We start from the raw sequence: 21,236 nt of genomic DNA on the forward strand, positions 1-21,236 counted from the left end.
CCATCCTGTATCAATATCGACCAAGAGCGGTGTATCAACACGTTCAGTAATACGACGAACATCTTCAAGAACATTGTCTAAACTGGTCATTCCCAAATCAGGTAAGCCATAAGAATAGTTGGCAACACCTGCACCCGATAGATAAATGGCTTTATAACCCACTTCTTTTGCCATCATGGCCGCATAGGCATTCACTGTGCCAATAATTTGTAATGGTTTTTCTACTTCCAGTGCTTGTCTGAATCTTAAGCCTGCAGACTTTTGTTCTGTCATTTCCCTTTCCACAGTTTCACTTTATTTATTGAATTTCGAGTATAGCCATAAACATAGTCAGATCTATGGCTTTTTAGAACATCTACTCTAAAACTTTAGTCAAATATTCATTAAACCTATAGTGTTATTTCCATTTTTCATAATTGTGACTAAAACAAGACAACTTCTTTATTTTAAGAAATGTGCTCATATTTTTGCTATCATTGCAAATGTTTTCATTTTCTAATTATTGACTCTATACGCCATATGCAAGAATTAGTTCAACTAGAACCTTTAGCTCGAGATACTCCACAAACAAAACGTGGTTATGAACGATGCCTATCGCTTTTGCTTAGCGCAAATGAACTATTTCTAGAACGTGGTTATGATGCAGTATCTCTAGACGATATCGTTCATCATGCCGGTGGCTCTAAAGCCTCAATTTATAAATTTTTTGGCAATAAAGAAGGTTTATTTACTGCAATTTGTGATTATCGTCGCGAGCAATTTTTTAAAGATATCTGTGTGCCTTTTGAACAAGGTAAAGATGATCTTCGTTCCTACTTAGTTCAAACCCTAATAAATTTTAAGCACCACCTCGTTCTTCCAGAAAATGCTGCATTCCTACGTTTAATTATTGAACGGACTCAGCGCAGCCCAGAACTGGCTCTGTATATTCATGAACAAGGTCCAAAACATATTCAAATGGCAATTGCTTGTGCACTAACCAAAGCAGATGAACTCGGTATTATTAACTGTAAACAACCTATTTATTCTGCTCAATTATATTTTGGAATTATCCGTAATATTGAATGGCGCGTTCTCATGGGTATTCCAATTCAAGAAAATGACCAAGAAACAATCGAATACATCAGTTATTGCGTTGATCGCTTTTTAGAAGGCCATCAAAAAGTATAGTTTCTTTTGCAATCTCAGCTCCTTGTAGTATATTAGCCGATTCCCTTTTTCACTCACTAACCAACAACTAATTGTTGTTTTGTTTTCTATTCAGCAATTATTGTGGAGTAATCATGGCTCTACGTCACTTTCTAACCTTACGCGATTTATCGACTTTAGAACTTAACCAAATTTTGCAGCGCGCGATTGAACTTAAACGCAAGCAACATAGTAATGAGGTGTTCCAACCTTTTGTCGGTAAAGTTATGGGCATGATTTTTGAAAAATCGAGTACCCGCACACGTGTTTCGTTTGAAGCAGGTATGAGTCAATTCGGTGGTAGTGCAATTTTCTTATCTTCCCGTGACACACAGCTTGGTCGCGGTGAACCGATTGAAGATTCTGCACGTGTGATCTCAAGCATGCTTGATATTATTATGATCCGTACTTTTGGTCATGACATCGTAGAACGCTTTGCTTCTTATTCAAAAGTACCCATCATCAACGCTTTAACTGATGATCATCACCCTTGCCAACTTCTTGCTGACATGCAAACTTTCCTTGAACATCGTGGTTCTATCGAAGGTAAAACCGTGGCATGGATTGGTGATGGCAACAATATGTGTAATTCATATATTGAAGCAGCGCACATGTGGGGCTTTAAATTAAAAATTGCCACCCCTAATGGTTATGAACCACAAGAAAAATTCTTGTCAGAATTTGCACACTGTGTAGAACTTGTCGATTCAGCAGAAGATGCAGCAGTCAATGCAGACCTTATTGTGACTGATGTTTGGGCCAGCATGGGACAAGAAGAAGAGCAAAAAATTCGTGAAAAAGCATTTTCTGATTTCCAAGTTAATGAAAAACTCATGGATTTAGCACATTCAAATTGTTTATTTATGCACTGCCTACCTGCGCACCGTGGTGAAGAGATTTCTGAAAATCTGCTCGACCATAAAAATGCAGTGGTTTGGGATGAAGCAGAAAACCGTTTACATGCACAAAAAGCTTTGGTTGAATTTTTACTCAATGAAAATTCAAAGAAAGATTAAACAATTAAAAAATCTTAAAAAGCACCTACGGGTGCTTTTTTTTACTCAAACAACTAAAATAAGACCATCAATTTTATGATTGTTATAACCAAATTTTTAAATGAAGGTTCATTTTACTCGCTTCACTTGACACGTTAGATAACTAACGTATCAAGCCTTGAGGTTGCAAAATAATCATCATCGCACCCAATATGACCACCAGACCACCCAAAACATCCCAACGGGTTAACACCACATGATCGACATAACGTAACCAGACTAAAGCTGTAAAGATATAAATTCCACCATAAGCTGCATAAATCCTGCCTGATGCAGCAGGATGTAAAGTTAGTAACCATACAAATACAGCCAGACTTAACGCAGTCGGAAGCCAAAACCAGTGTGACTTGCCTTGATTTAAAATTAAATATGGAAAATAACAACCTAAAATTTCTGCAATCGCTGTGACAAAAAAAAGGCAAAATGTCGTAATCACCTTGGTAACTTGAATATCCATAACTTTCTATATAGGCCAGTTTTCACCTTTTCCCTTTGGGAGAAGGTTGGGATGAGGGTGAATAAAAACAAAATAACCCGTGCGAACACGGGTTATTTTAATCATCGAATCTAATTATGCGGGTTCAGCAGTTTGGTCTTCAAATACTTCGAGTTTCAATCCTACTGCCTTACCATTCTCTTGCTTTACAGAAACAGCAACATTACCACCATGTTCAGCAAGCTCACCGAATAAAATCATTTCAGCAAGCGGTTTTTTCAAATGTTCTTGAATCAAACGTTGCATTGGACGAGCACCCATTAAACGGTCATAGCCATTCTCAGCCATCCATTCGCGAGCACTTTGATCGACATCGAGAACGACTTGTTTATCATCGAGTTGTGCTTGTAATTCAGTTAAGAATTTATCAACTACATTTTCAATTACCGTCGTCGGCAATGCATTAAATTGAATAATTCCATCCAAACGATTTCGAAATTCCGGTGAGAATGCCTTCTTCATTGCATCTTTATTGTCATTACTATTGTCTTGTTCCATAAAACCGATACTGGCACGAGAAATACTGTCCGCCCCAATATTGGTGGTTAAAACAAGAATCACATTACGGAAATCAGACTTACGACCATTGTTATCGGTCAATGCACCATGATCCATAATTTGCAGTAATAAATTAAAGACATCTGGATGTGCTTTTTCAATTTCATCCAGTAGCAAGACGCAATGTGGACTTTTATGAATAGCATCGGTCAACAATCCACCTTGGTCAAAACCAACATAACCCGGAGGTGCACCAATTAAACGTGAAACAGCATGACGTTCCATATACTCAGACATATCGAAACGAACCAATTCTACACCTAGTAGTTTTGCCAACTGCTTGGTTACTTCGGTTTTACCCACGCCTGTAGGACCTGCAAATACAAAGCTACCAACAGGTTTATCTGGTGATTTCAGACCAGCACGTGATAATTTAATGGCAGAACCGAGTGCTTCAATTGCCGTATCTTGACCAAAGACCACACGTTTCAAATCACGCTCAAGATTAATTAATACCGTCTTGTCATCTTTCGATACGGTTTTTGGTGGAATACGCGCAATTTTGGAGATGATATCTTCAATATTTTCTACTGTAATTAAACTATCATCTTGCTCAGCTTTCAAACGGCGCTGTGCACCTGCTTCATCAATTACATCAATCGCTTTATCTGGCAAGAAGCGATCATTAATAAATTTCGCTGACAACTCTACCGCTGAAACCAATGCTCTATCGTCATATTTCACATGATGAAAATCTTCAAATTTAGATTTTAAGCCACGTAAAATATCAATCGTTTCAGAAATAGAAGGCTCATTGACATCAATTTTTTGGAAACGACGTGATAAAGCATGATCTTTTTCAAAGACTTGACGATATTCTTGGAAAGTCGTTGAGCCAATGCAACGTAGTGAGCCATTCGACAGCGCTGGCTTAATTAAATTTGATGCATCCATGGTACTGCCCATACTTGAGCCTGCACCAATAATCATATGAATTTCATCAATAAATAAAATAGCTTCTGGTTTCTTTTTCAAAGCATTTAAAAGTTGTTTTAAACGTTTTTCAAAATCACCACGATATTTTGTACCTGCCACCAAAGCACCAATATCCAAACTAAATACTTCTGCATCAGCTAAAGGTTTCGGTGCTTTACCATTAACAATCAGCCAAGCCAGACCTTCAGCAATCGATGTTTTACCGACACCAGGATCACCGACCAACAAAGGATTATTTTTACGGCGGCGACATAAAATTTGCGCAGCACGTTCAATTTCTTTTTCACGACCAATTAAAGGATCAGTTTTGCCTTTTTGAGCTTCCACATTTAAATTAGTGGTATATAAATCAAGTGGTCCTGCATTTGCAGAAGCAGATGTTTCACCATCCAATTCTTCAACTTCTTCTTCGGCTTGCACTTCTTCTTTGCGCGTACCGTGAGACAAATATTGAGTTAAAGTTAAACGATTAATTTGATGGCGTTTAAGTAAATAAACAGCAAATGAGTCACGTTCAGAATACATCGCAACAAGAATATCCGCACCTTCAACTGTACGATCACCACTGCTAGATTGCACATGGAAAATTGCACGTTGCAAAATACGATCAAAACTTTCAGTCGGGTGTGGTGCCTGATCGCTATGTTCGCCTAATTTTGGGGTATGTTGTTCAACATATTCTTCCAATTCTTTGCGAAGAACAATAATGTCCGCACCACACGCTTTAAGCGCATTTACAGCAGAGTCATTATCAAGTAACGCCAACAATAAATGTTCAACCGTCAGAAACTCATGTCTCTTTTGACGAGCCATGCTAACAGCCAAACGTAAAGATACTTCTAATTGACGACTGAGCATGTAATCCCCTTAATCTTTTGGCTCAATCTGACAAAGCAATGGATAACCTTGTGACCGAGCATAATTATTTACTTGGTTCGCTTTTGTTTCCGCAATGTCTCGTGGATAAACGCCTGCGATACCTTTCCCTTCATAATGTACAGTTAGCATTACTTGAGTGGCTTGGTCAAGATTCAAAGCGAAGTATTGTTGTAAAACTTCAATTACAAAGTCCATTGGTGTGTAATCATCGTTCATTAAAACAACACAATACATAGGTGGACGCTTTAATTCAGGTTTCGCGGCTTGTACTGCAATATCACCCTCTACTTCCTCATGCGTTTCATTGCTTAAGCGTGGACTAATATGCCAATCGACATATCCAGATTGATGAAAAGAATTTTTGATGTCATTTAAACAATTTTGACGTTTATTCATACGCATAGGATTTAAAATTCACATTTATTTTGCATTGGCTTCTGCTTGAGGAATATCAGAGATAAATGCAGATTGACTTTCTATCGGTTTTCCACGGCCCCAACTGAACCTCTTAATCACAGGGGTACTGGTTCCAGTTAAATGAACTTCAATAAACTGTGGCGTAAAGCCTTTAGGCATGGTCCAACGTCCAGTTAAACGCTCAGAATCTTGAAAATTGAAATTCTTGTCGTCCATAGGTACAACTAAAACTTCCGTACCTTGAATTAAACGTAATTCAACACTACCAGATGCACTACGTTTATTAGGACTCACTTGTACCAAGTCTAGTTCATACTCATAAGCGTTATCAGGTAACGGTTTAATTCCAATATTCTGTATGGTTAGGCTTAAACCGCCACGTTGACGCAATACTTCACGATAAATTGCACCCAAACCTTCAGACTGAGTTTTATCTACATGTGCTTGATTCAGCGCGGCAAATAAATCATTTGAATTACTCACCGCAACATCACGCTCTTGTACTGCTAAATTCAAGCCTTTATTCAGTGTTTCTAAGCTACTCTTTTGCTTTTGCACAACCTCAACAAGTTGTTCTGCATCAGCTTCAAAACCTACAATGGTTAGACCTTGCCGATGCCCAATTGAATAGCCAAGAAAACCACTACCTACAACCAAAATTGCAGCACCAATCGCCAAAGGTAAATTACCCTTTAAAAAAGGCTTTTTACTTAATGGGCTCTGTTGTGACGGAGTATCTAATTCAGTATCCAGCATCGTCATCTCTTATTTTGATTCATTCAAAACACACATTTAAATCCAAATCTAAATGTGTGTGAAGTTGAAAAACGTTTTTTATGGTAATAAACCAATCCCTTCTAAACCTGCATTTTCAGCAAAACCGAACATCAAGTTCATATTTTGTACCGCTTGCCCAGCAGCACCTTTCACTAAATTATCTTGTACAGATAAAACAACCAGTTTTTTCGGCTGTGGTTTATACAATGCAATACGCAGTTGGTTTGCACCGCGAACGGAACGTGTCTCAGGTGAACTATTTACGGGCATCACATCAACAAACTGCTCATTCGCATAGAATTGCTCATACAAGCTTTGCAAATCTACAGCATCACCTGCATCTGTTAAATCAATGTAAATCGTGCTGAGCATGCCACGGATCATTGGGACTAAATGTGGCACAAATACGATGTGATTGAATACACCTTTTTGACCTGAGATATTTTCCAATGCTTCCACAATTTCAGGATGATGACGATGACCGCCCACAGCATAAGCTTTAAAGTTATCGGCATTTTCCGAATAAATCATGCCTAAACTTGCTTTACGCCCAGCACCTGAAACACCTGATTTTGCATCAATAATAATGCTTTCAGGTTTCACCAATGTGTCGCTATGTTTAAATAATGGCGCTAAACCCAATTGTACAGTTGTTGGATAACAACCCGGATTCCCAATCACATTGGCTTGTTTAATTTTGTCACGATTCAGCTCTGACAAACCATAAACCGAATCTTTTAATATATCTGGGCAAGCATGTTCTAAACCATACCATTTTTCAAACTGTTCTAAATCTTGTAAGCGGAAGTCTGCTGCTAAATCGACAATTTTAGTATTCGCTGCAACCAGTTCCACAGCATGCTTCATTGCCACGCCATGTGGCGTTGCAAAGAAAACCACATCACATTGTTTAAGTTCGTCGATATTTAAATCTGAATAGCAAAGATCGGTATGACCACGCAGGCTTGGGAACATGTCATCCACACGGCGGCCGTTTTCAGTACGTGATGTCAGTACATTGACTTGCACATTTGGGTGTCGTAGTAAAAGACGCAACAATTCAACGCCTGTATAACCTGTACCACCGACAATACCAACTGAAATCACGATCATTCCCTCTATTCTAAAATACCCATTTCGTAACTATCTAGTATGACAGGAAGTTTAGGTTTTCTAAACTGTTTTGCTTGGTTTAGTGATATTTTCTCACCATTACTAACCGCTTTATTATCCATACTTCTCTGTTTCATACATGTTTAAAACAACACAATTACGCCCTGCCCGTTTTGCGTCGTATAATAATTTATCTGCAATATCAATTGTATTTGTTAAATTTTTATTTTCTACATGAGTAAGACCAAAACTTGCGGTGATAGATATTTTTTTCTCTGAAAATAATTCAGTCTCAATAGCAACGCGTATACGTTCAGCAATTTCATACGCACTAGAGACCTGTTCAACTTGCAATAAAATAATAAATTCTTCCCCACCAAAACGTCCAGCCAAGTCATTTTCACGCACGTTTTGGCTAATAATTACTCCCACTTGTTGCAAAATCTGGTCGCCGACTAAATGTCCATAGCTATCATTAATTTTTTTGAAATGATCAATATCACACATCAATAAAAAATATTTTTTTACTGGTAGTTGCGCCAAATTTACTTTTGCAAAGTCATAAAAACCACGCCGATTAAGCAAATAAGTTAACGAATCTCGTGAGCGCTCTTCATTGAGTTTAGAAATAATATCTCGCACCATAGTACCCAATAGAACTATAGCAAACCACATGCTCAATAAAATACTGGCAGCCAACATCATCAACCACCAAACCGAAGTAGAAAGCATGCTGACTTCAATATTTTTTAAAAATAGGAAAATAATCAAGCTACGGACAAAGGTATAAAATGCAATAAACAGATATGAAAGATCAACGATTTTATTTAACCAATCATTTTGTTTAAAATGGGCAAACATTGAGATAAGAACCAAGGACTGAACAATCGCGACACCCAAATTCAAAATCAGCATGCGTATCCATAGTTGTTCATCGACAAAGGCATAATAACCAAGCAAGGCAGTAATTATCACAATTAATACCCATGCAAGTTTAGAATGCGCCTGTGCATTTTTTCTTAAAGCCATAGCATAAGCACTGGCCCAAGCACCAAACAAATACATGATTCCAAGTATAGGGGAAGACATCGTCATTTGTTGATTCGACATTAAACATTGTGCTGCCAAAGCAAATGCTGGAACAATATACCCCATGCCCAACCACAACAAATAATGTGGTGCTTTGAAGAAAAAATGACAAATTAAGAACAGACTACCCATCAAGATGAGACAGCTCGGAACAATTAATACGAAATAATGAATATCTGCAAAATTCACATCTGAGTTCTTTTATTACGATACGGGATAGGAAGGGTTCAACACATGAATTTGAATCATTTTTTATATAGGCCCAATCTTTTCTTAAAAAGAAAAATCAAGCCACAGTGTAGATCAATTTTTACCCAAAAACCACCAATAAGGTAATGGTTCATGTTTTAGTATCTTCCGATGCTGCTGAAAGTTTTGGTCATGCAACTGAACCTGAGCCCAAAACTGTGAGCTATGATCAAAATATCGGGTATGGGCTAATTCATGTACACATACATATCTAACAACCTCTTTCGGAAAAAATACTAAAGCACTATTCAACATAATGTCGTGTTTAGATGTACAACTTCCCCAGCGTGTTTTAGGTTGACGAATAGCACATTGACCATATTTTAGTGCAGTTTCACTACTCACTTGCGTTAAATAAACAGGAAGATGATGCTTTGCATAGGCTATGACAAAAGCCTTTAAATATTGTTCGGGATGACGATCACTCATTACTAGTTGTAAGTTTTCATGATCAAAAATAAAAGATTGTTTTTGTGTTTGATAGCTAAGCTGTAAAGGTTGTTCTAAATTGAAAAGTCTAAGTTCTGTAGGAAGCACCCTATTTTGTATCTGTATTTCTCGTTTCTGCTGCTGCTCTTGCCAAGTTTTGACTAACCATTGTTCTGATTGATCCATGAAATTTTGAATCTGTTTTTTACTACAAAATACAGGTGCAGTTAAACGAATTTGAGTCGGTTCAACACGTAAGCGTAATCGCGTCGACCGAGCATGACGGACAATTTTAATTTCAGGTAATTGGTTTAAGGTCATTTTTATAGTTAATCTGGGGCTTAAGAAGTAAATATATTTAAATCCCCCTCTTCCTCCTTTGTTAAGGGGAAGAGCCATTATTCATAAAAAATGGATAGCCCATCCTTTAAAAAGGAGGGCTGGGAGGATTAATTAAACCGCAGTACGTTCTTCAATACCGTTGTTGGTTGCCACAATGGCAATATCTGCTTTTTGAATTGCAAAGATGCCATTGGTTACAACGCCTGGAATATTGTTCAAGGTTCTTTCAAGTTCAAGAGCATTTAAGATGTTGAAGTTATGCACATCTAAAATTACGTTGCCATTATCGGTGATGACACCTTCACGATATACAGGGTCACCACCTAGACTCACAATTTTACGCGCCACAGCAGAACGTGCCATTGGAATCACTTCTACAGGTAATGGGAAATCATGACCCAATTGCTCTACCCATTTAGAATCATCAACAATACATACAAATTTCTTCGCAATCGAAGCGACAATTTTTTCACGGGTCAATGCAGCTCCACCACCTTTAATCATATGCATATGACGGTCAATTTCATCCGCACCATCAACATAGGCATCCAAACCACCGACGTGATTCATATCAACCACTTCAATACCCAATTTTTTAAGGCGTTGTGCAGTCGCTTCAGAACTTGCAACAGCAGCTTCCAATTGTAGTTCTGGTAATAATTCAATGAGGAAGTTCACAGTACTTCCTGTACCTACACCCAAAATACCACCCTTCGGCAAGTGCTTTAAAGCAGCTTTCGCGGCAGCTTGTTTCTTTTCATCTTGGGTCGCATACAGACTCATAATTTGGCTCAACTATTTTTGACATTTGTTGCTGATTAAGCAGCCCAAATGTACAGGGGTTTGTTACAATAAAAATCTATTTTAAACTGTTAGATGGAAAATTAACATGCTGTCTCGTTTGGTTCGACAAATATTACAAGCAACGGTCTACGACGTTGCAATCGAAACTCCACTCGAAGCAGCGCCACGAATTAGTGAAAAACTAAACAATAATATTCGCTTTAAACGCGAAGACTTACAACCTGTCTTTTCTTTCAAACTACGCGGTGCTTATAACCGTATTAGTCAATTGCCGAAATCTCAGTTAGAACGTGGCGTTATTACAGCTTCAGCAGGCAACCATGCGCAAGGTGTGGCTCTATCTGGTCAAAAACTGGGAATTCGTGCCATTATTGTAATGCCAAAAACCACACCGGACATTAAGGTACAAGCGGTGAAACGCTTAGGTGGTGAAGTGGTTTTACATGGCGATTCTTTTGATGTTGCCAATAAATACGCTATTCAACGTGCAACTGAAGAAGGTATGACCTTTATTCCACCTTATGACGATGAATTGGTCATAGCAGGTCAAGGTACTATTGCCAATGAAATTTTGCGTCAATGGCGTGATGTTGACTATGTCTTTGTTGCTGTGGGCGGTGGCGGTTTAATTGCTGGTGTTGCCGCTTATTTAGGGGATGTTGCGCCACATGTCAAAGTCATTCCTGTGGAATATGATGAATCTGCATGCCTCAAAGCAGCATTTGAAGCCAATGAACGTGTGATTCTGCCACAAGTCGGCTTATTTGCCGATGGCACGGCGGTGGCACAAATTGGTGAAAAACCTTTTCAAGTGATCCAACTACAAAAATCTGATAATTCAGGTCCAATTGTTGAACGTGATGTCGTTCTGGTCAATACAGATGAAATTTGTGCTGCCATTAAAGACACCTATGATGAATGTCGTAGTATTGTTGAGCCTTCTGGCGCAATGGCACTAGCAGGAATTAAAAAATATGTCGAACAACATGGTCTAGAACATAAAAACATGGTTTCGATTGTATGCGGTGCCAACATGAATTTTGACCGCCTACGTTATATTGCGGAACGAACCGAACTCGGTGAGCGTAAAGAAGCCATTTTTGCCGTGACTATTCCTGAAGAAAAAGGTTCTTTCCTTAATTTCTGTCGTGCTCTGCAAGGTCGTAATATCACTGAGTTTAACTACCGCGCCAGCAATTCTAGTGCCGCACAAGTATTTGTCGGTATTAGCTTAAAAGGCGGTGAAAAGGAACGTCACGACATTTATGACACCTTAACAGCACAATATGATGTCGATGATTTATCTGATGACGAAGTGGCAAAATTGCATATTCGTTATTTGGTCGGTGGTCATGCTGATATCGAAAATGAGCGTTTATTCCGCGTAGAATTCCCAGAACGTCCGGGTGCTTTATTGACATTCTTAGAACGTCTTGGGCCAACGCATAACATTACCCTATTCCACTATCGTAATCATGGTGCGGCTGAAGGTCGTGTCTTGGTTGGTCTTGAAGCAACCGATGCCAAACAAAACCCAGATGGATTAATTGAAACATTGGAAAAGATCACTTATCCATATGCTGAAATTACCAATAATTTAGGTTATCAACGTTTCTTAAAATAAAATTTTTAGATTCTAAAAATAGCCTGTATTTTTACAGGCTATTTTTTGTATATTCAAAAGAATAGCCTGTAAAAATAAAATAAAAATGAATTCAAGTACGAAGCTGAGTGAAAAATTATTTATGAAAGAGATCTACTGATATATATCATATTATTCTCAAACGGTTCCACACTCATTTAACGGAGTATTTTATACTCACTTGGTTATGGCAACATTTTAATCAATGCAATTACGGATGGTGCAAATAAAACCATAATAATGCCAGAAATAATCATCGACAAACTTGCCACAACCCCTTCTTCTGAATGACGTTGTTGTGCCCGAGCAATTCCCATAGCATGTGCAGCATTACCAAATGCAGCACCATAAGCAATCCGATGCTGATATCTCATCCACATCAAAAATAGGTCTCCAAATAACATACCCACTAATCCTGTAATTACAGTAAAAAGTGGAATAAGGCTAATAGAGCCATCAATTTTTTCAGTCAACACTAAAGCAAAGGGAATAGAAATTGAGCGTGCCAATAAACTATTTTTTACGATTTGCTCAATATTTAGTGCGCTTGCCAAGAACCAAGTGCTTAAAATACCGACCAACATAGAAATACTAGATGTGATGATTAAAACTTTAAAATATTTACGGATCATCGTTCTATATCTAAATACAGGGATAGCAAATGCCACAGTAATTGGCCCGAGCATTGCTACTAAGTATTGAGTATAAGTGTAATAATCCTGAAAAGTACGCTGAAAAATAATAATGTTTAAAATACTAAATATAGGAACGACAATAATCGGAGAAAAATAAATCTTTCTTGTTTTTATAAATAATTTTTTGGCAAAGAAATAACATACTAGCGTCCATATAAAGAAAAATACGCCCCAAAATGACATTATTTAACCTCATCCTGTTTCATCAATATTCTGACACTAAGCATCGAACTTGCCATTACCATAAAGGTACTAATGAAAATCACCATGACAATTTTCCATCCACTAATGATGAGTAATTCTTGATACTGAATTACTCCAACTACAGGCGGAATAAAAAACAAAAGCAATTCAGTTAAAATTAGATTAGCACCATGTTCCACTTGTTCCAGTCGAATCCACTGTGTTTCAAGCAAAAATAATAAAATAAAGAAACCCAATACACCTGATGCAATTGGCAAATGTAAAAATTTTTGAATAGTATAAGCAAATCCCCAAACCAACAAAATCAGAAGAATCTGTAATAACGTGACTTGCAATTGCTTTAAACAGAATAAACTAAACATGATTTAATGATGTACTCAACTTGTACAAGTTTCTTTAAAAGACCAAGTGAAGATGTGTTTATAAATTTTAAACACAGATTTTTCTCTAAACTGCATATCAAAATACGTATTAAACTTAAATCACAGATAAAAATTTGGCCAAACCTAAAAGTAATTCATTGCTTTAACACAATTAAATACGAAGACTAAATACAGAATTTTGATGTTGTAGACAGGTTTGCATATATTCAGCATAAACAGATAATTTTTCATAAATATGTTCACTATAGAACATATCTTCAATCAAATTAATAGTTTGCTCTGTATTATAAATATCGCAATACTGAAGCAATTCAGAATTGATTTCTGAGAATTTTCCACAAAGTTTAATATAGTCTGCATCTTTATTTTTAAAAAACAATTTTCGCGTATTCAACTCACGACTATCAATAATATTTTCCTGATGCTGTGTACTAATCAGGCGGATACTCACTTTAAAAAATGTTTCTAATTCTTCTCGTATTTTAGGATTAATTTCCAAATTTGTAATAATAAAAATACTTGAAACATCCGCTCTACATAGGGCTTTAATAATAGACAGATATAAAAAATCACTTTCCTCTAATTCCGTAAAACTTAAATCTAAATAAATATTTAAAGTGTTCAAAACTTCATCTATTTTTACATTCTGATTTTTTTCTGCCTGATAATAATTATTCAAAATATTAAGAACAGGTAGCGTTGCAGCTGTATTATAAATCACTGCTTTATTCAGGTTCGCTAAAATAAAAGGTGAAAAAAGAAAAGCTAAGCTTGCCTGCTCTGCTTGAATTTCAGATTGAATAATATAATGAACTTTAAGCTTTGAAAATTCACGTAAAACTTTGGCACGTAATAATGTTGCTTCTAAATTGACATATTGCTGTTGCAATATATTCTCTAATTGCTCAGAAAAACTCCTTGTTTCTATGAGTTCTGAGAGTGTATTCAATTTCTCTGTAACAAACATTGCATCACCATTTCACTTCGAACCTATATTTCATGAGTATTTCGCCTTCTCATTCAATGCTGATCCGTCATGTCCGATCCCAACTTGATGCATTAAAAAATAGCCACTCATGAGACTAGAATAGATTTTGTCGTGATGCTGATCAAATGTATAGCTACAAAAACATTGGAAAAAAATATAACAGTTCTAAAATTCACTGCTCAAACTGTTATATTTTTTTAAGCAAATTTCTGTACCTATTCATCATTTAAATTGTCATGCAAGATGAATTAATTTCTCTTGATCAGTGGTTTAAATGAAACGATCTCTTACTTTTTGTGCTGTTTTATCAACTGACCGTTATTCTATCCGTCATGTAAAACTGCATGATCTACTGAAATTTGGAGCGTGATATGAGCCTCGGACTCACTGCTCTAGAATTAGCACGCATACAATTTGCTTTTACTGTTTCTTTTCACATTATTTTCCCTGCAACCTCTATTGGTCTGGCATGTTTCCTTGCGGTACTAGAGTGGAAATGGTTGCGTACTCAAGACCCGATCTATAAAGATTTATTCAAGTACTGGATTAAAATCTTTGCCGTTGCCTTTGGTATGGGGGTGGTATCAGGCGTCGTCATGAGTTATCAGTTCGGTACTAACTGGAGTGAATTCTCACGTATAGCAGGCAGTATTACTGGTCCTTTACTGACCTATGAAGTGCTAAGTGCTTTCTTTCTTGAAGCCGGCTTCCTCGGCATTATGCTGTTTGGTTGGGGACGAGTCAGTCCAAAAGTACATTTTTTTGCAACGCTCATGGTAGCCATTGGCACCTGTATTTCCATGTTCTGGATTTTATCCTCTAACAGTTGGATGCAGACCCCACAAGGCTTTGCCATTGAAAATGGTATTATTGTACCCACCGACTGGTGGGCTATTGTCTTTAATCCTTCCTTCCCCTACCGTTTTGCCCATATGGCTACCGCGGCATTCCTCGTGTCATCTCTACTAGTGGTCGGTACAGCAGGATGGCATTTACTCAAAGGGCGTCGTGATGATTTGGTTAAAAAATCATTCTCTATGGGTTTATGGATGGTTCTAATCACCTCATGTTTACAAGTGATTATTGGCGATCACCACGGTTTAAACACTCTAAAACATCAACCTGCAAAACTGGCAGCAATTGAGGGACACTGGGAAACCAATCGTGATCATGCAATGCCACTGTTGCTGTTTGCAATTCCAGATATGGAAAATGAACGCAATGCAGTAGAGTTCGGAATTCCTCATCTAGGCAGTCTAATTTTAACTCACTCTATAGATGGTCAGGTCACAGGCTTAAAAGATTTTGCAGCTGAAGACCGTCCAAATGTACCGATTGTATTTTGGAGCTTTCGTGTCATGGTCAGCCTAGGAATGCTAATGGTACTACTCTCGTTGACTTCATTATGGTTACGTAAAAAAGGTTCATTGTATGAAAGCTCATGGTTCCATAAATTTGCCATCATCATGGGTCCTACTGGCTATGTCGCCTTATTAGCAGGCTGGGTTACTACTGAAGTCGGTCGTCAGCCGTGGGTGGTTTATGGCGTGATGCGTACTCGGGATGGTTTATCTCACTCCGTCACGGCAGATCAAGTCGGTCTTAGTCTTATTATTTTTGTGTTGGTCTATACCGTAGTATTCGGCAGCGGCATTTACTACATGCTCAAACTGATTAAAACAGGCCCTGCTTTCTTAGACAGTTTACAGCCTGAAAAAACAGCCGGTCTTGGTCATTTTAAAACCCCATTACGTCCATTGAGTGCTGTGGATGAAATACTTGATGATCAAACATCAACGACAGATCAAGCTAAGGAGAAACATCATGATTGATCTGGCTTTAATCTGGGTCGGTATTATCGGTCTAGGTGTCCTTATTTATGTCGTTATGGATGGTTTTGACCTTGGAATTGGGATTCTGTTCCCATTTATCAAGGATCATCAGGAACGTGATCTGATGATGAATACCGTTGCCCCTGTTTGGGATGGTAACGAAACATGGATGGTTCTGGGAGGAGCGAGTTTATATGCTGCCTTTCCCTTGGCGTATGCAACTGTTCTTTCCGCATTCTATCTACCAATTACATTCATGGTGGTGGCTTTAATTTTCCGTGGAGTTGCATTTGAGTTTCGTTTTAAAGCAACGCGTACCAAATACTTGTGGGATCAAGCCTTTATTTGGGGTTCGATTCTATCCAGTTTCTTTCAAGGCGTGATTCTTGGCGCTTATATTCAGGGAATTGAAACCACCCATGGACTTTACAGTGGTGGTGCGTGGGATTGGTTGACACTATTTTCTATTTTTTCTGGAATAGGCGTAGTTGCAATGTATGCGGCACTAGGTTGTGGTTGGTTGATTCTAAAAACGGAAGCAAACTTACAGCACACCATGTATCAACTTATACCAAGGTTAATCATTGCATTATTGATTATTTTTGCAGGTGTCAGCTTATATACCCCATTTACCCACCCTGAAATTGCACAACGGTGGTTCTCTTTACCCAATGTTTTCTATTTCAGCCCTGTACCAATTTTAGTGCTCCTTTTTGTATGGCTTATTATCTCTGCTTGCAAAAAACAACAAGATATTAAACCGTTTCTCTATACGTTGGCACTGGTATTTTTAGCCTTTACCGGTTTTATTATCAGTTTATGGCCAAATATTATTCCGCCATCTGTGACCATCTGGCAAGCAGCATCACCAGAATCAAGTCTAAAATTTACCTTAGTCGGTGCAGTCATTTTGATCCCTATCATTATTACCTATACCTTCCTGTCTTATTGGGTATTTCGTGACAAAGTTCGTATTGGCGATGAGGGTTATCATTAATTCTTGGAGACATTTTAAATGAACAAACTGATGTCTAAAATGAATTCAAGCCAATGGTTTATTGTCCTATGGTTAGTTGGATTTCTAGGATTGGCATTCATTGCAGGGCTATTCCGATTTTTATTATATCTTGCTTATCCGTCATAGCCTTTTCATATAATTTAATACAATCAAGCCTCATTCATAGTTTTCAGGTTTAGACTGAATGGACTTGTTACAGTAGTCAACTATGATAAAAAATATGGATAGAGTGATCTATCCATATTTTGTCTACATTATGATGACCTGAATTCTGACGTATAAATCTAAAAAATTGGCTAATAGTCTAAAACTACCGATTGAAAATGAGACTTGGAAAGCTAATAAAAATATGCAAGTTATCTATTCATTTTCTTTTTGTAAGATGTTCGATCTTAAAATAAACTTTTGTTATATATAGTTTTGTAAGACGAATAGATGAATAAACCATAACCTTATAAAATGAATGCCGATTTGCAGATATACTTTATGAATCAAAATCACATAAAAATGGATAAGGAATGCGTGCATGGCTCAATTTGCAGTAATTGGATTAGGAAGTTTTGGTGCCACAATAGCCACGCAACTTGTGAGTTTAAATCATGATGTGATTGGTATCGACAGCAATAAGAAATTTGTTGAAAGTATTTCAGATCAAATTACACACGCGGTCATTGCCGATGCAACCGACGAACACGTACTCAACGAGCTCAATATTCAAAATTGTGAAGCTGTTTTGGTCGCCATTGGTGAAAATATTGAAGCCAGTATCTTATGCGTACTGCATCTTAAAAATTTAGGCATTAAAAAGATTTGGGCCAAGGCTAAATCCAAATCCCATCACATGATTTTAACCCACCTTGGGGTCAACAAAATCATTCATCCCGAAGAAGATATGGGCGTCCGCGTCGCACAATCCCTCAGTTACCCCATGATCAGTCGATATATGGATTTAGAGGACAATCATTTCATTGTCAAAATTGAAATTAAAGATAGCCTCAATGGCGAACGATTCAATCATCTTATGGATCACGCATCCGAGATTAAAACCCTTTTACATAAGCGTGGACAGGAAATTCTATTTAGTATTGATCCAAATTTAATATTACAAGTTGGGGATATTCTGGTGGTTGAAGGAGAGCTTGAAGCACTACGAAAACTTTCTGCACGGTTTAAATAAAATATGAATCCATTACACAATAAAAAGCAAAATACGATTAACCTCAGCCCTCCCAGTTTACTGGCACTGGGTTTTTTAAGCTTTATCTTGATTGGTACTTTATTACTCAAATTACCGATTGCTCATTATGGTGAGTTATCTTGGGTTAATGCTCTATTCACAGCTACCTCTGCTGTCACTATTACTGGTCTTTCAGCGGTTGATGTCGGTGAAACCTATACCACTTTTGGTAAGGTGACTATTATGCTGATGCTACAATGTGGTGGTTTGGGCTTTATGACCTTTGCCATTCTTGCAGCACTCAGTCTATCATCCAATATTGGCTTAAAACAGCAAGTGATGGCACAAGAGACGATTGGACAAACCAGTCTATCGAAAGTATCGTTTACCATTAAAGGTGTCCTTTTATATTCTTTGTTCTTTGAAGCGCTTGGTACTGTCATTTTAACCATTGCTTGGATGCAAGAATACGATTTTGCGCATGCCTTTTTCTATGCCGCTTTTTATAGCGTTTCAGCATTTAATAACGGCGGCTTTTCCCTTTTTCCGAATAGTCTAATGAGCTTTTCAGAGCATTATTTGATTACGTTTACCATTAGCATGCTCTACATTATTGGCGGCATCGGCTTTGTTGTACTGATGGATATTAAGCGCGCGCGTCGTTGGAAAAAGATGAGTCCAAACAGTAAATTAATACTTTCAACGATTGCTGGATTAAACCTTATTGCCTTTATTGTGATTTGGGCTTTAGAAGCGAGTAATCCACTAACGCTTGCAGGTATGAGTCTGGGTGATCAAGCGGTCAATGCTTGGTTCCATGCGACTGTTCCGCGCTCATCTGGCTTTAATAGCTTAGATATGGCAAGTATGAGCGATGCTTCAACCTTAGTGACGATGGTATTGATGTTTATTGGTGGTGGCTCACTCAGTACTGCTGGTGGAATTAAAGTGGGTACTTTTATTATTGTCATCCTCAGTGTAGTTACTTTTTTACGTCGCTCTGAAGAACTCCGTGTATTTAACCATTCTGTGTCAAAAACGACCTCATTTAAAGCCTTCGCTGTCGTTTCAATCACTGGAATCCTCATATTTTTAGGGCTACTGACGCTCCTTATTTTAGAGCCCGATAAAGAATTCTTAGATTTATTGTTTGAAGCCGTTTCTGCTGCTTGTACCGTAGGTTTATCACGTGGCATCACCGGTGAACTTCAACCCGCGAGTTTAGTCGCGTTAATGTTACTCATGTTCGCCGGTCGTTTAGGGCCACTCACTCTAGCTTATCTGATCGCCACGCCTAAAAAGAGTCGCTTAAAACATCCTCCGACTGATATTCAAATTGGTTAGATTACTTCTACTTTAAGCAAAAAAACCACTCAATGGTGTTAATGCTGATCAGTTAAGGAGTTTTACAATTAACTCCTTAACTTTTTAGTTATTCACGACAGAGTCTTATCTCTTTAAATCAAATCCTTGGAGTTCATCTATTACTTTAGATAAGCCCAAATAAGAAGTCTCAAAATATATTTTGAGTTCGCAAGAAAGATATCTTGCGGCGCAGTGCGCCTCACCGCAAAACTCGTCAAATACTTTTTATCGATCAATTAATCACAGAAACTTTACTTTTTCAAAGTCGTATTGCCTTGCACAATAAATAAAGCCGTGCTTTATTTATTGTGCAAGTTGCGGATGACGTTTCCGCGTATCAAATAACATCATGAATTTAAAATAAAAAACCAGTCAATTTCTTAACTGACTGGCATTACTTTAATGAAGGCGCTTTTTAAGGTATTAATAAATTTTAGTACCAATTCATCAGTGACACGCCTACGCCCACATAAGTTGCACGATGGTTATAATCAATCAGGCTTTCCCCATAACCATCAAACAATTGAACATAGCCACGTAATTTACCACTAATTGGAAATGCCCAATCAAACTGCGCAGCACCGTGCGCATCATCACCACCTTTTAAAGAATGACGTAACATGAGTGAAAAATCATGATCATTCCAACGATAAAATGCAGTTAAATCACCGCGACCAACATAATTTTTAATATCGGGATTATTATCATCTTTCGCATCTTCTTCCATGCGATACCAAGGACGTAACATCAAGGCAAAATTATCACGCTCAAAACCAACATTTAACATGATGCGGTTCCAACTACGTGATAATGGATCCGCTCGACCATTCGACTGATGGTTGAATGTCAAACCCAGTAAGCGCGCATTTAAGCCCAATACTTCATAATTGGTACGAAAAATTAAGCTTGCTTCAGGTTCATAATTGGTTTCACGGAAAGGACGTGATTCATCACCGTTATAAACCTGCCAACGTGATGATTGTGTATAGCCTAACCAAATATCCCCATTATCCCCAAATAGACTTTCAACAGCTTTGGTTTTTAAAGAGAGCTGAAACTTAGCCTCCATAGAAGTTAAGTTGAGTTCATCATCAACTGGCACAGTATTGTTTTCGTTCGGACTAGATGGACGTTCGTTTTTATCAGAGGTCCAGAAACCTGGCATGAGATAAACAGGCTGATGCGCACGAATATTCCATGTTCCCAATTTACTAGCAGCAGATAACTCCCAACGCTTATCCAGCAAAGATGTATTTGGGTTAATTGCTGGACCTTCAACAGCAAAGATATTACTCACACCATGACTAATTTTTTCTTTCAGCGTTTCGGGTTCAGTGGGTTTAAGAATAAGTTCATTCGCGGCTTGGCGTTCAGAAAGAAATGCGGTTTTTGCTGCTTCAGGTACTTTAAACAAAGTATCGTAACAACCCAAACGATCTGCATTAGATTCTAATGCCGCACATGCTTCTGGGCTTGCTGGCGTAACCAAAGACTCTGGATTCACGGCATGTACATTCGCCACATACAATGAACTGAGCATGATCATGCTCAGTTGCAAAGTAGTGCGTTCAATTTTTTTGAACGCCATATTGACTTACCC

The 21,236-nt window shown here is 37.9% G+C and carries 21 protein-coding genes; 8 read left to right on the forward strand and 13 right to left on the reverse strand.

What is annotated here, in order from left to right; genetic code table 11:
• The coding region (locus B9T25_RS12310) for an isocitrate lyase/phosphoenolpyruvate mutase family protein (RefSeq protein ID WP_171262785.1) at positions 1-273 on the reverse strand (273 nt) is incomplete at its 3' end.
• 246 nt (positions 274-519) lie between these two features.
• On the opposite strand from B9T25_RS12310, the gene B9T25_RS12315 reads away from it, so the two are divergent.
• Positions 520-1,170 carry a TetR/AcrR family transcriptional regulator gene (locus B9T25_RS12315; RefSeq protein ID WP_086188708.1) on the forward strand — a complete coding sequence of 217 codons (651 nt, stop codon included), beginning with the start codon at positions 520-522 and terminating at the stop codon, positions 1,168-1,170.
• A 113-nt stretch (positions 1,171-1,283) separates the two neighbouring features.
• Positions 1,284-2,204, forward strand: a complete 921-nt coding sequence (gene argF, locus B9T25_RS12320) for an ornithine carbamoyltransferase (RefSeq protein WP_086188709.1) — start codon at positions 1,284-1,286, stop codon at positions 2,202-2,204.
• 142 nt (positions 2,205-2,346) lie between these two features.
• Here argF and B9T25_RS12325 read toward each other — a convergent pair whose 3' ends face one another.
• The 8 genes from B9T25_RS12325 to rpiA all read right to left on the reverse strand — a co-directional run bounded on the left by B9T25_RS12325 (position 2,347) and on the right by rpiA (position 10,311).
• A complete protein-coding gene (locus B9T25_RS12325; protein WP_086188710.1) occupies positions 2,347-2,700 on the reverse strand; it encodes a YnfA family protein in 354 nt (117 codons plus the stop codon).
• A 114-nt stretch (positions 2,701-2,814) separates the two neighbouring features.
• The gene (clpA, locus tag B9T25_RS12330; RefSeq protein WP_086188711.1) at positions 2,815-5,091 is read right to left on the reverse strand and encodes an ATP-dependent Clp protease ATP-binding subunit ClpA; all 2,277 of its coding nucleotides are present in this window, start codon (positions 5,089-5,091) and stop codon (positions 2,815-2,817) included.
• Positions 5,092-5,100: 9 nt separating this feature from the next.
• A complete protein-coding gene (gene clpS / locus B9T25_RS12335) occupies positions 5,101-5,514 on the reverse strand; it encodes an ATP-dependent Clp protease adapter ClpS (protein ID WP_086188712.1) in 414 nt (137 codons plus the stop codon).
• Positions 5,515-5,532: 18 nt separating this feature from the next.
• Positions 5,533-6,291: a DUF6776 family protein gene (locus B9T25_RS12340; RefSeq protein WP_416202365.1), complete on the reverse strand. Its 759-nt coding sequence runs from the start codon at positions 6,289-6,291 to the stop codon at positions 5,533-5,535.
• A 72-nt stretch (positions 6,292-6,363) separates the two neighbouring features.
• Entirely contained in the window at positions 6,364-7,419 is a 1,056-nt protein-coding gene (gene argC, locus B9T25_RS12345; protein WP_171262786.1) for an N-acetyl-gamma-glutamyl-phosphate reductase, read from the reverse strand.
• Positions 7,420-7,533: 114 nt separating this feature from the next.
• A complete protein-coding gene (locus B9T25_RS12350) occupies positions 7,534-8,640 on the reverse strand; it encodes a sensor domain-containing diguanylate cyclase (RefSeq protein ID WP_086188810.1) in 1,107 nt (368 codons plus the stop codon).
• Positions 8,641-8,811: 171 nt separating this feature from the next.
• Positions 8,812-9,507, reverse strand: coding sequence for a M48 family metallopeptidase (locus B9T25_RS12355; protein WP_086188714.1), 696 nt, complete (start codon positions 9,505-9,507; stop codon positions 8,812-8,814).
• A 132-nt stretch (positions 9,508-9,639) separates the two neighbouring features.
• Positions 9,640-10,311: a ribose-5-phosphate isomerase RpiA gene (gene rpiA / locus B9T25_RS12360; protein ID WP_086188715.1), complete on the reverse strand. Its 672-nt coding sequence runs from the start codon at positions 10,309-10,311 to the stop codon at positions 9,640-9,642.
• 106 nt (positions 10,312-10,417) lie between these two features.
• Here rpiA and ilvA point away from each other — a divergent pair, with 106 nt between their 5' ends.
• Positions 10,418-11,956, forward strand: coding sequence for a threonine ammonia-lyase, biosynthetic (gene ilvA, locus B9T25_RS12365; RefSeq protein WP_086188716.1), 1,539 nt, complete (start codon positions 10,418-10,420; stop codon positions 11,954-11,956).
• Between the two features lie 203 nt (positions 11,957-12,159).
• Here the strand turns inward: ilvA and B9T25_RS12370 are convergent, their stop codons facing one another.
• The 3 genes from B9T25_RS12370 to B9T25_RS12380 all read right to left on the reverse strand — a co-directional run bounded on the left by B9T25_RS12370 (position 12,160) and on the right by B9T25_RS12380 (position 14,223).
• Positions 12,160-12,855 carry an LrgB family protein gene (locus tag B9T25_RS12370; protein ID WP_086188717.1) on the reverse strand — a complete coding sequence of 232 codons (696 nt, stop codon included), beginning with the start codon at positions 12,853-12,855 and terminating at the stop codon, positions 12,160-12,162.
• Positions 12,852-13,235 carry a CidA/LrgA family protein gene (locus B9T25_RS12375; RefSeq protein ID WP_086188718.1) on the reverse strand — a complete coding sequence of 128 codons (384 nt, stop codon included), beginning with the start codon at positions 13,233-13,235 and terminating at the stop codon, positions 12,852-12,854. Before B9T25_RS12375 ends, B9T25_RS12370 begins: the two co-directional genes overlap by 4 nt.
• Before the next feature lie 172 nt (positions 13,236-13,407).
• Positions 13,408-14,223, reverse strand: coding sequence for a hypothetical protein (locus tag B9T25_RS12380; protein ID WP_086188719.1), 816 nt, complete (start codon positions 14,221-14,223; stop codon positions 13,408-13,410).
• Positions 14,224-14,615: 392 nt separating this feature from the next.
• On the opposite strand from B9T25_RS12380, the gene B9T25_RS12385 reads away from it, so the two are divergent.
• The 5 genes from B9T25_RS12385 to B9T25_RS12405 all read left to right on the forward strand — a co-directional run bounded on the left by B9T25_RS12385 (position 14,616) and on the right by B9T25_RS12405 (position 19,615).
• On the forward strand, positions 14,616-16,076 hold the full coding sequence (locus B9T25_RS12385) for a cytochrome ubiquinol oxidase subunit I (protein WP_086188720.1): 1,461 nt from the start codon (positions 14,616-14,618) through the stop codon (positions 16,074-16,076).
• A complete protein-coding gene (cydB, locus tag B9T25_RS12390; protein WP_086188721.1) occupies positions 16,069-17,073 on the forward strand; it encodes a cytochrome d ubiquinol oxidase subunit II in 1,005 nt (334 codons plus the stop codon). Before B9T25_RS12385 ends, cydB begins: the two co-directional genes overlap by 8 nt.
• Positions 17,074-17,091: 18 nt before the next feature.
• Complete coding sequence (locus tag B9T25_RS14595; RefSeq protein ID WP_086188722.1) at positions 17,092-17,220, forward strand: DUF2474 domain-containing protein; 129 nt, start codon at positions 17,092-17,094, stop codon at positions 17,218-17,220.
• Positions 17,221-17,620: 400 nt separating this feature from the next.
• Positions 17,621-18,271 carry a potassium channel family protein gene (locus B9T25_RS12400; RefSeq protein ID WP_086188723.1) on the forward strand — a complete coding sequence of 217 codons (651 nt, stop codon included), beginning with the start codon at positions 17,621-17,623 and terminating at the stop codon, positions 18,269-18,271.
• Positions 18,272-18,274: 3 nt separating this feature from the next.
• Positions 18,275-19,615, forward strand: coding sequence for a TrkH family potassium uptake protein (locus B9T25_RS12405; RefSeq protein ID WP_086188724.1), 1,341 nt, complete (start codon positions 18,275-18,277; stop codon positions 19,613-19,615).
• A gap of 454 nt (positions 19,616-20,069) precedes the next feature.
• Here the strand turns inward: B9T25_RS12405 and B9T25_RS12410 are convergent, their stop codons facing one another.
• The gene (locus tag B9T25_RS12410) at positions 20,070-21,224 is read right to left on the reverse strand and encodes a phospholipase A (RefSeq protein ID WP_086188725.1); all 1,155 of its coding nucleotides are present in this window, start codon (positions 21,222-21,224) and stop codon (positions 20,070-20,072) included.
• Between the last annotated feature and the right edge of the window lie 12 nt (positions 21,225-21,236).

This window comes from Acinetobacter sp. ANC 4470, assembly GCF_002135335.1.
In the GTDB taxonomy this organism is placed as follows: domain Bacteria; phylum Pseudomonadota; class Gammaproteobacteria; order Pseudomonadales; family Moraxellaceae; genus Acinetobacter.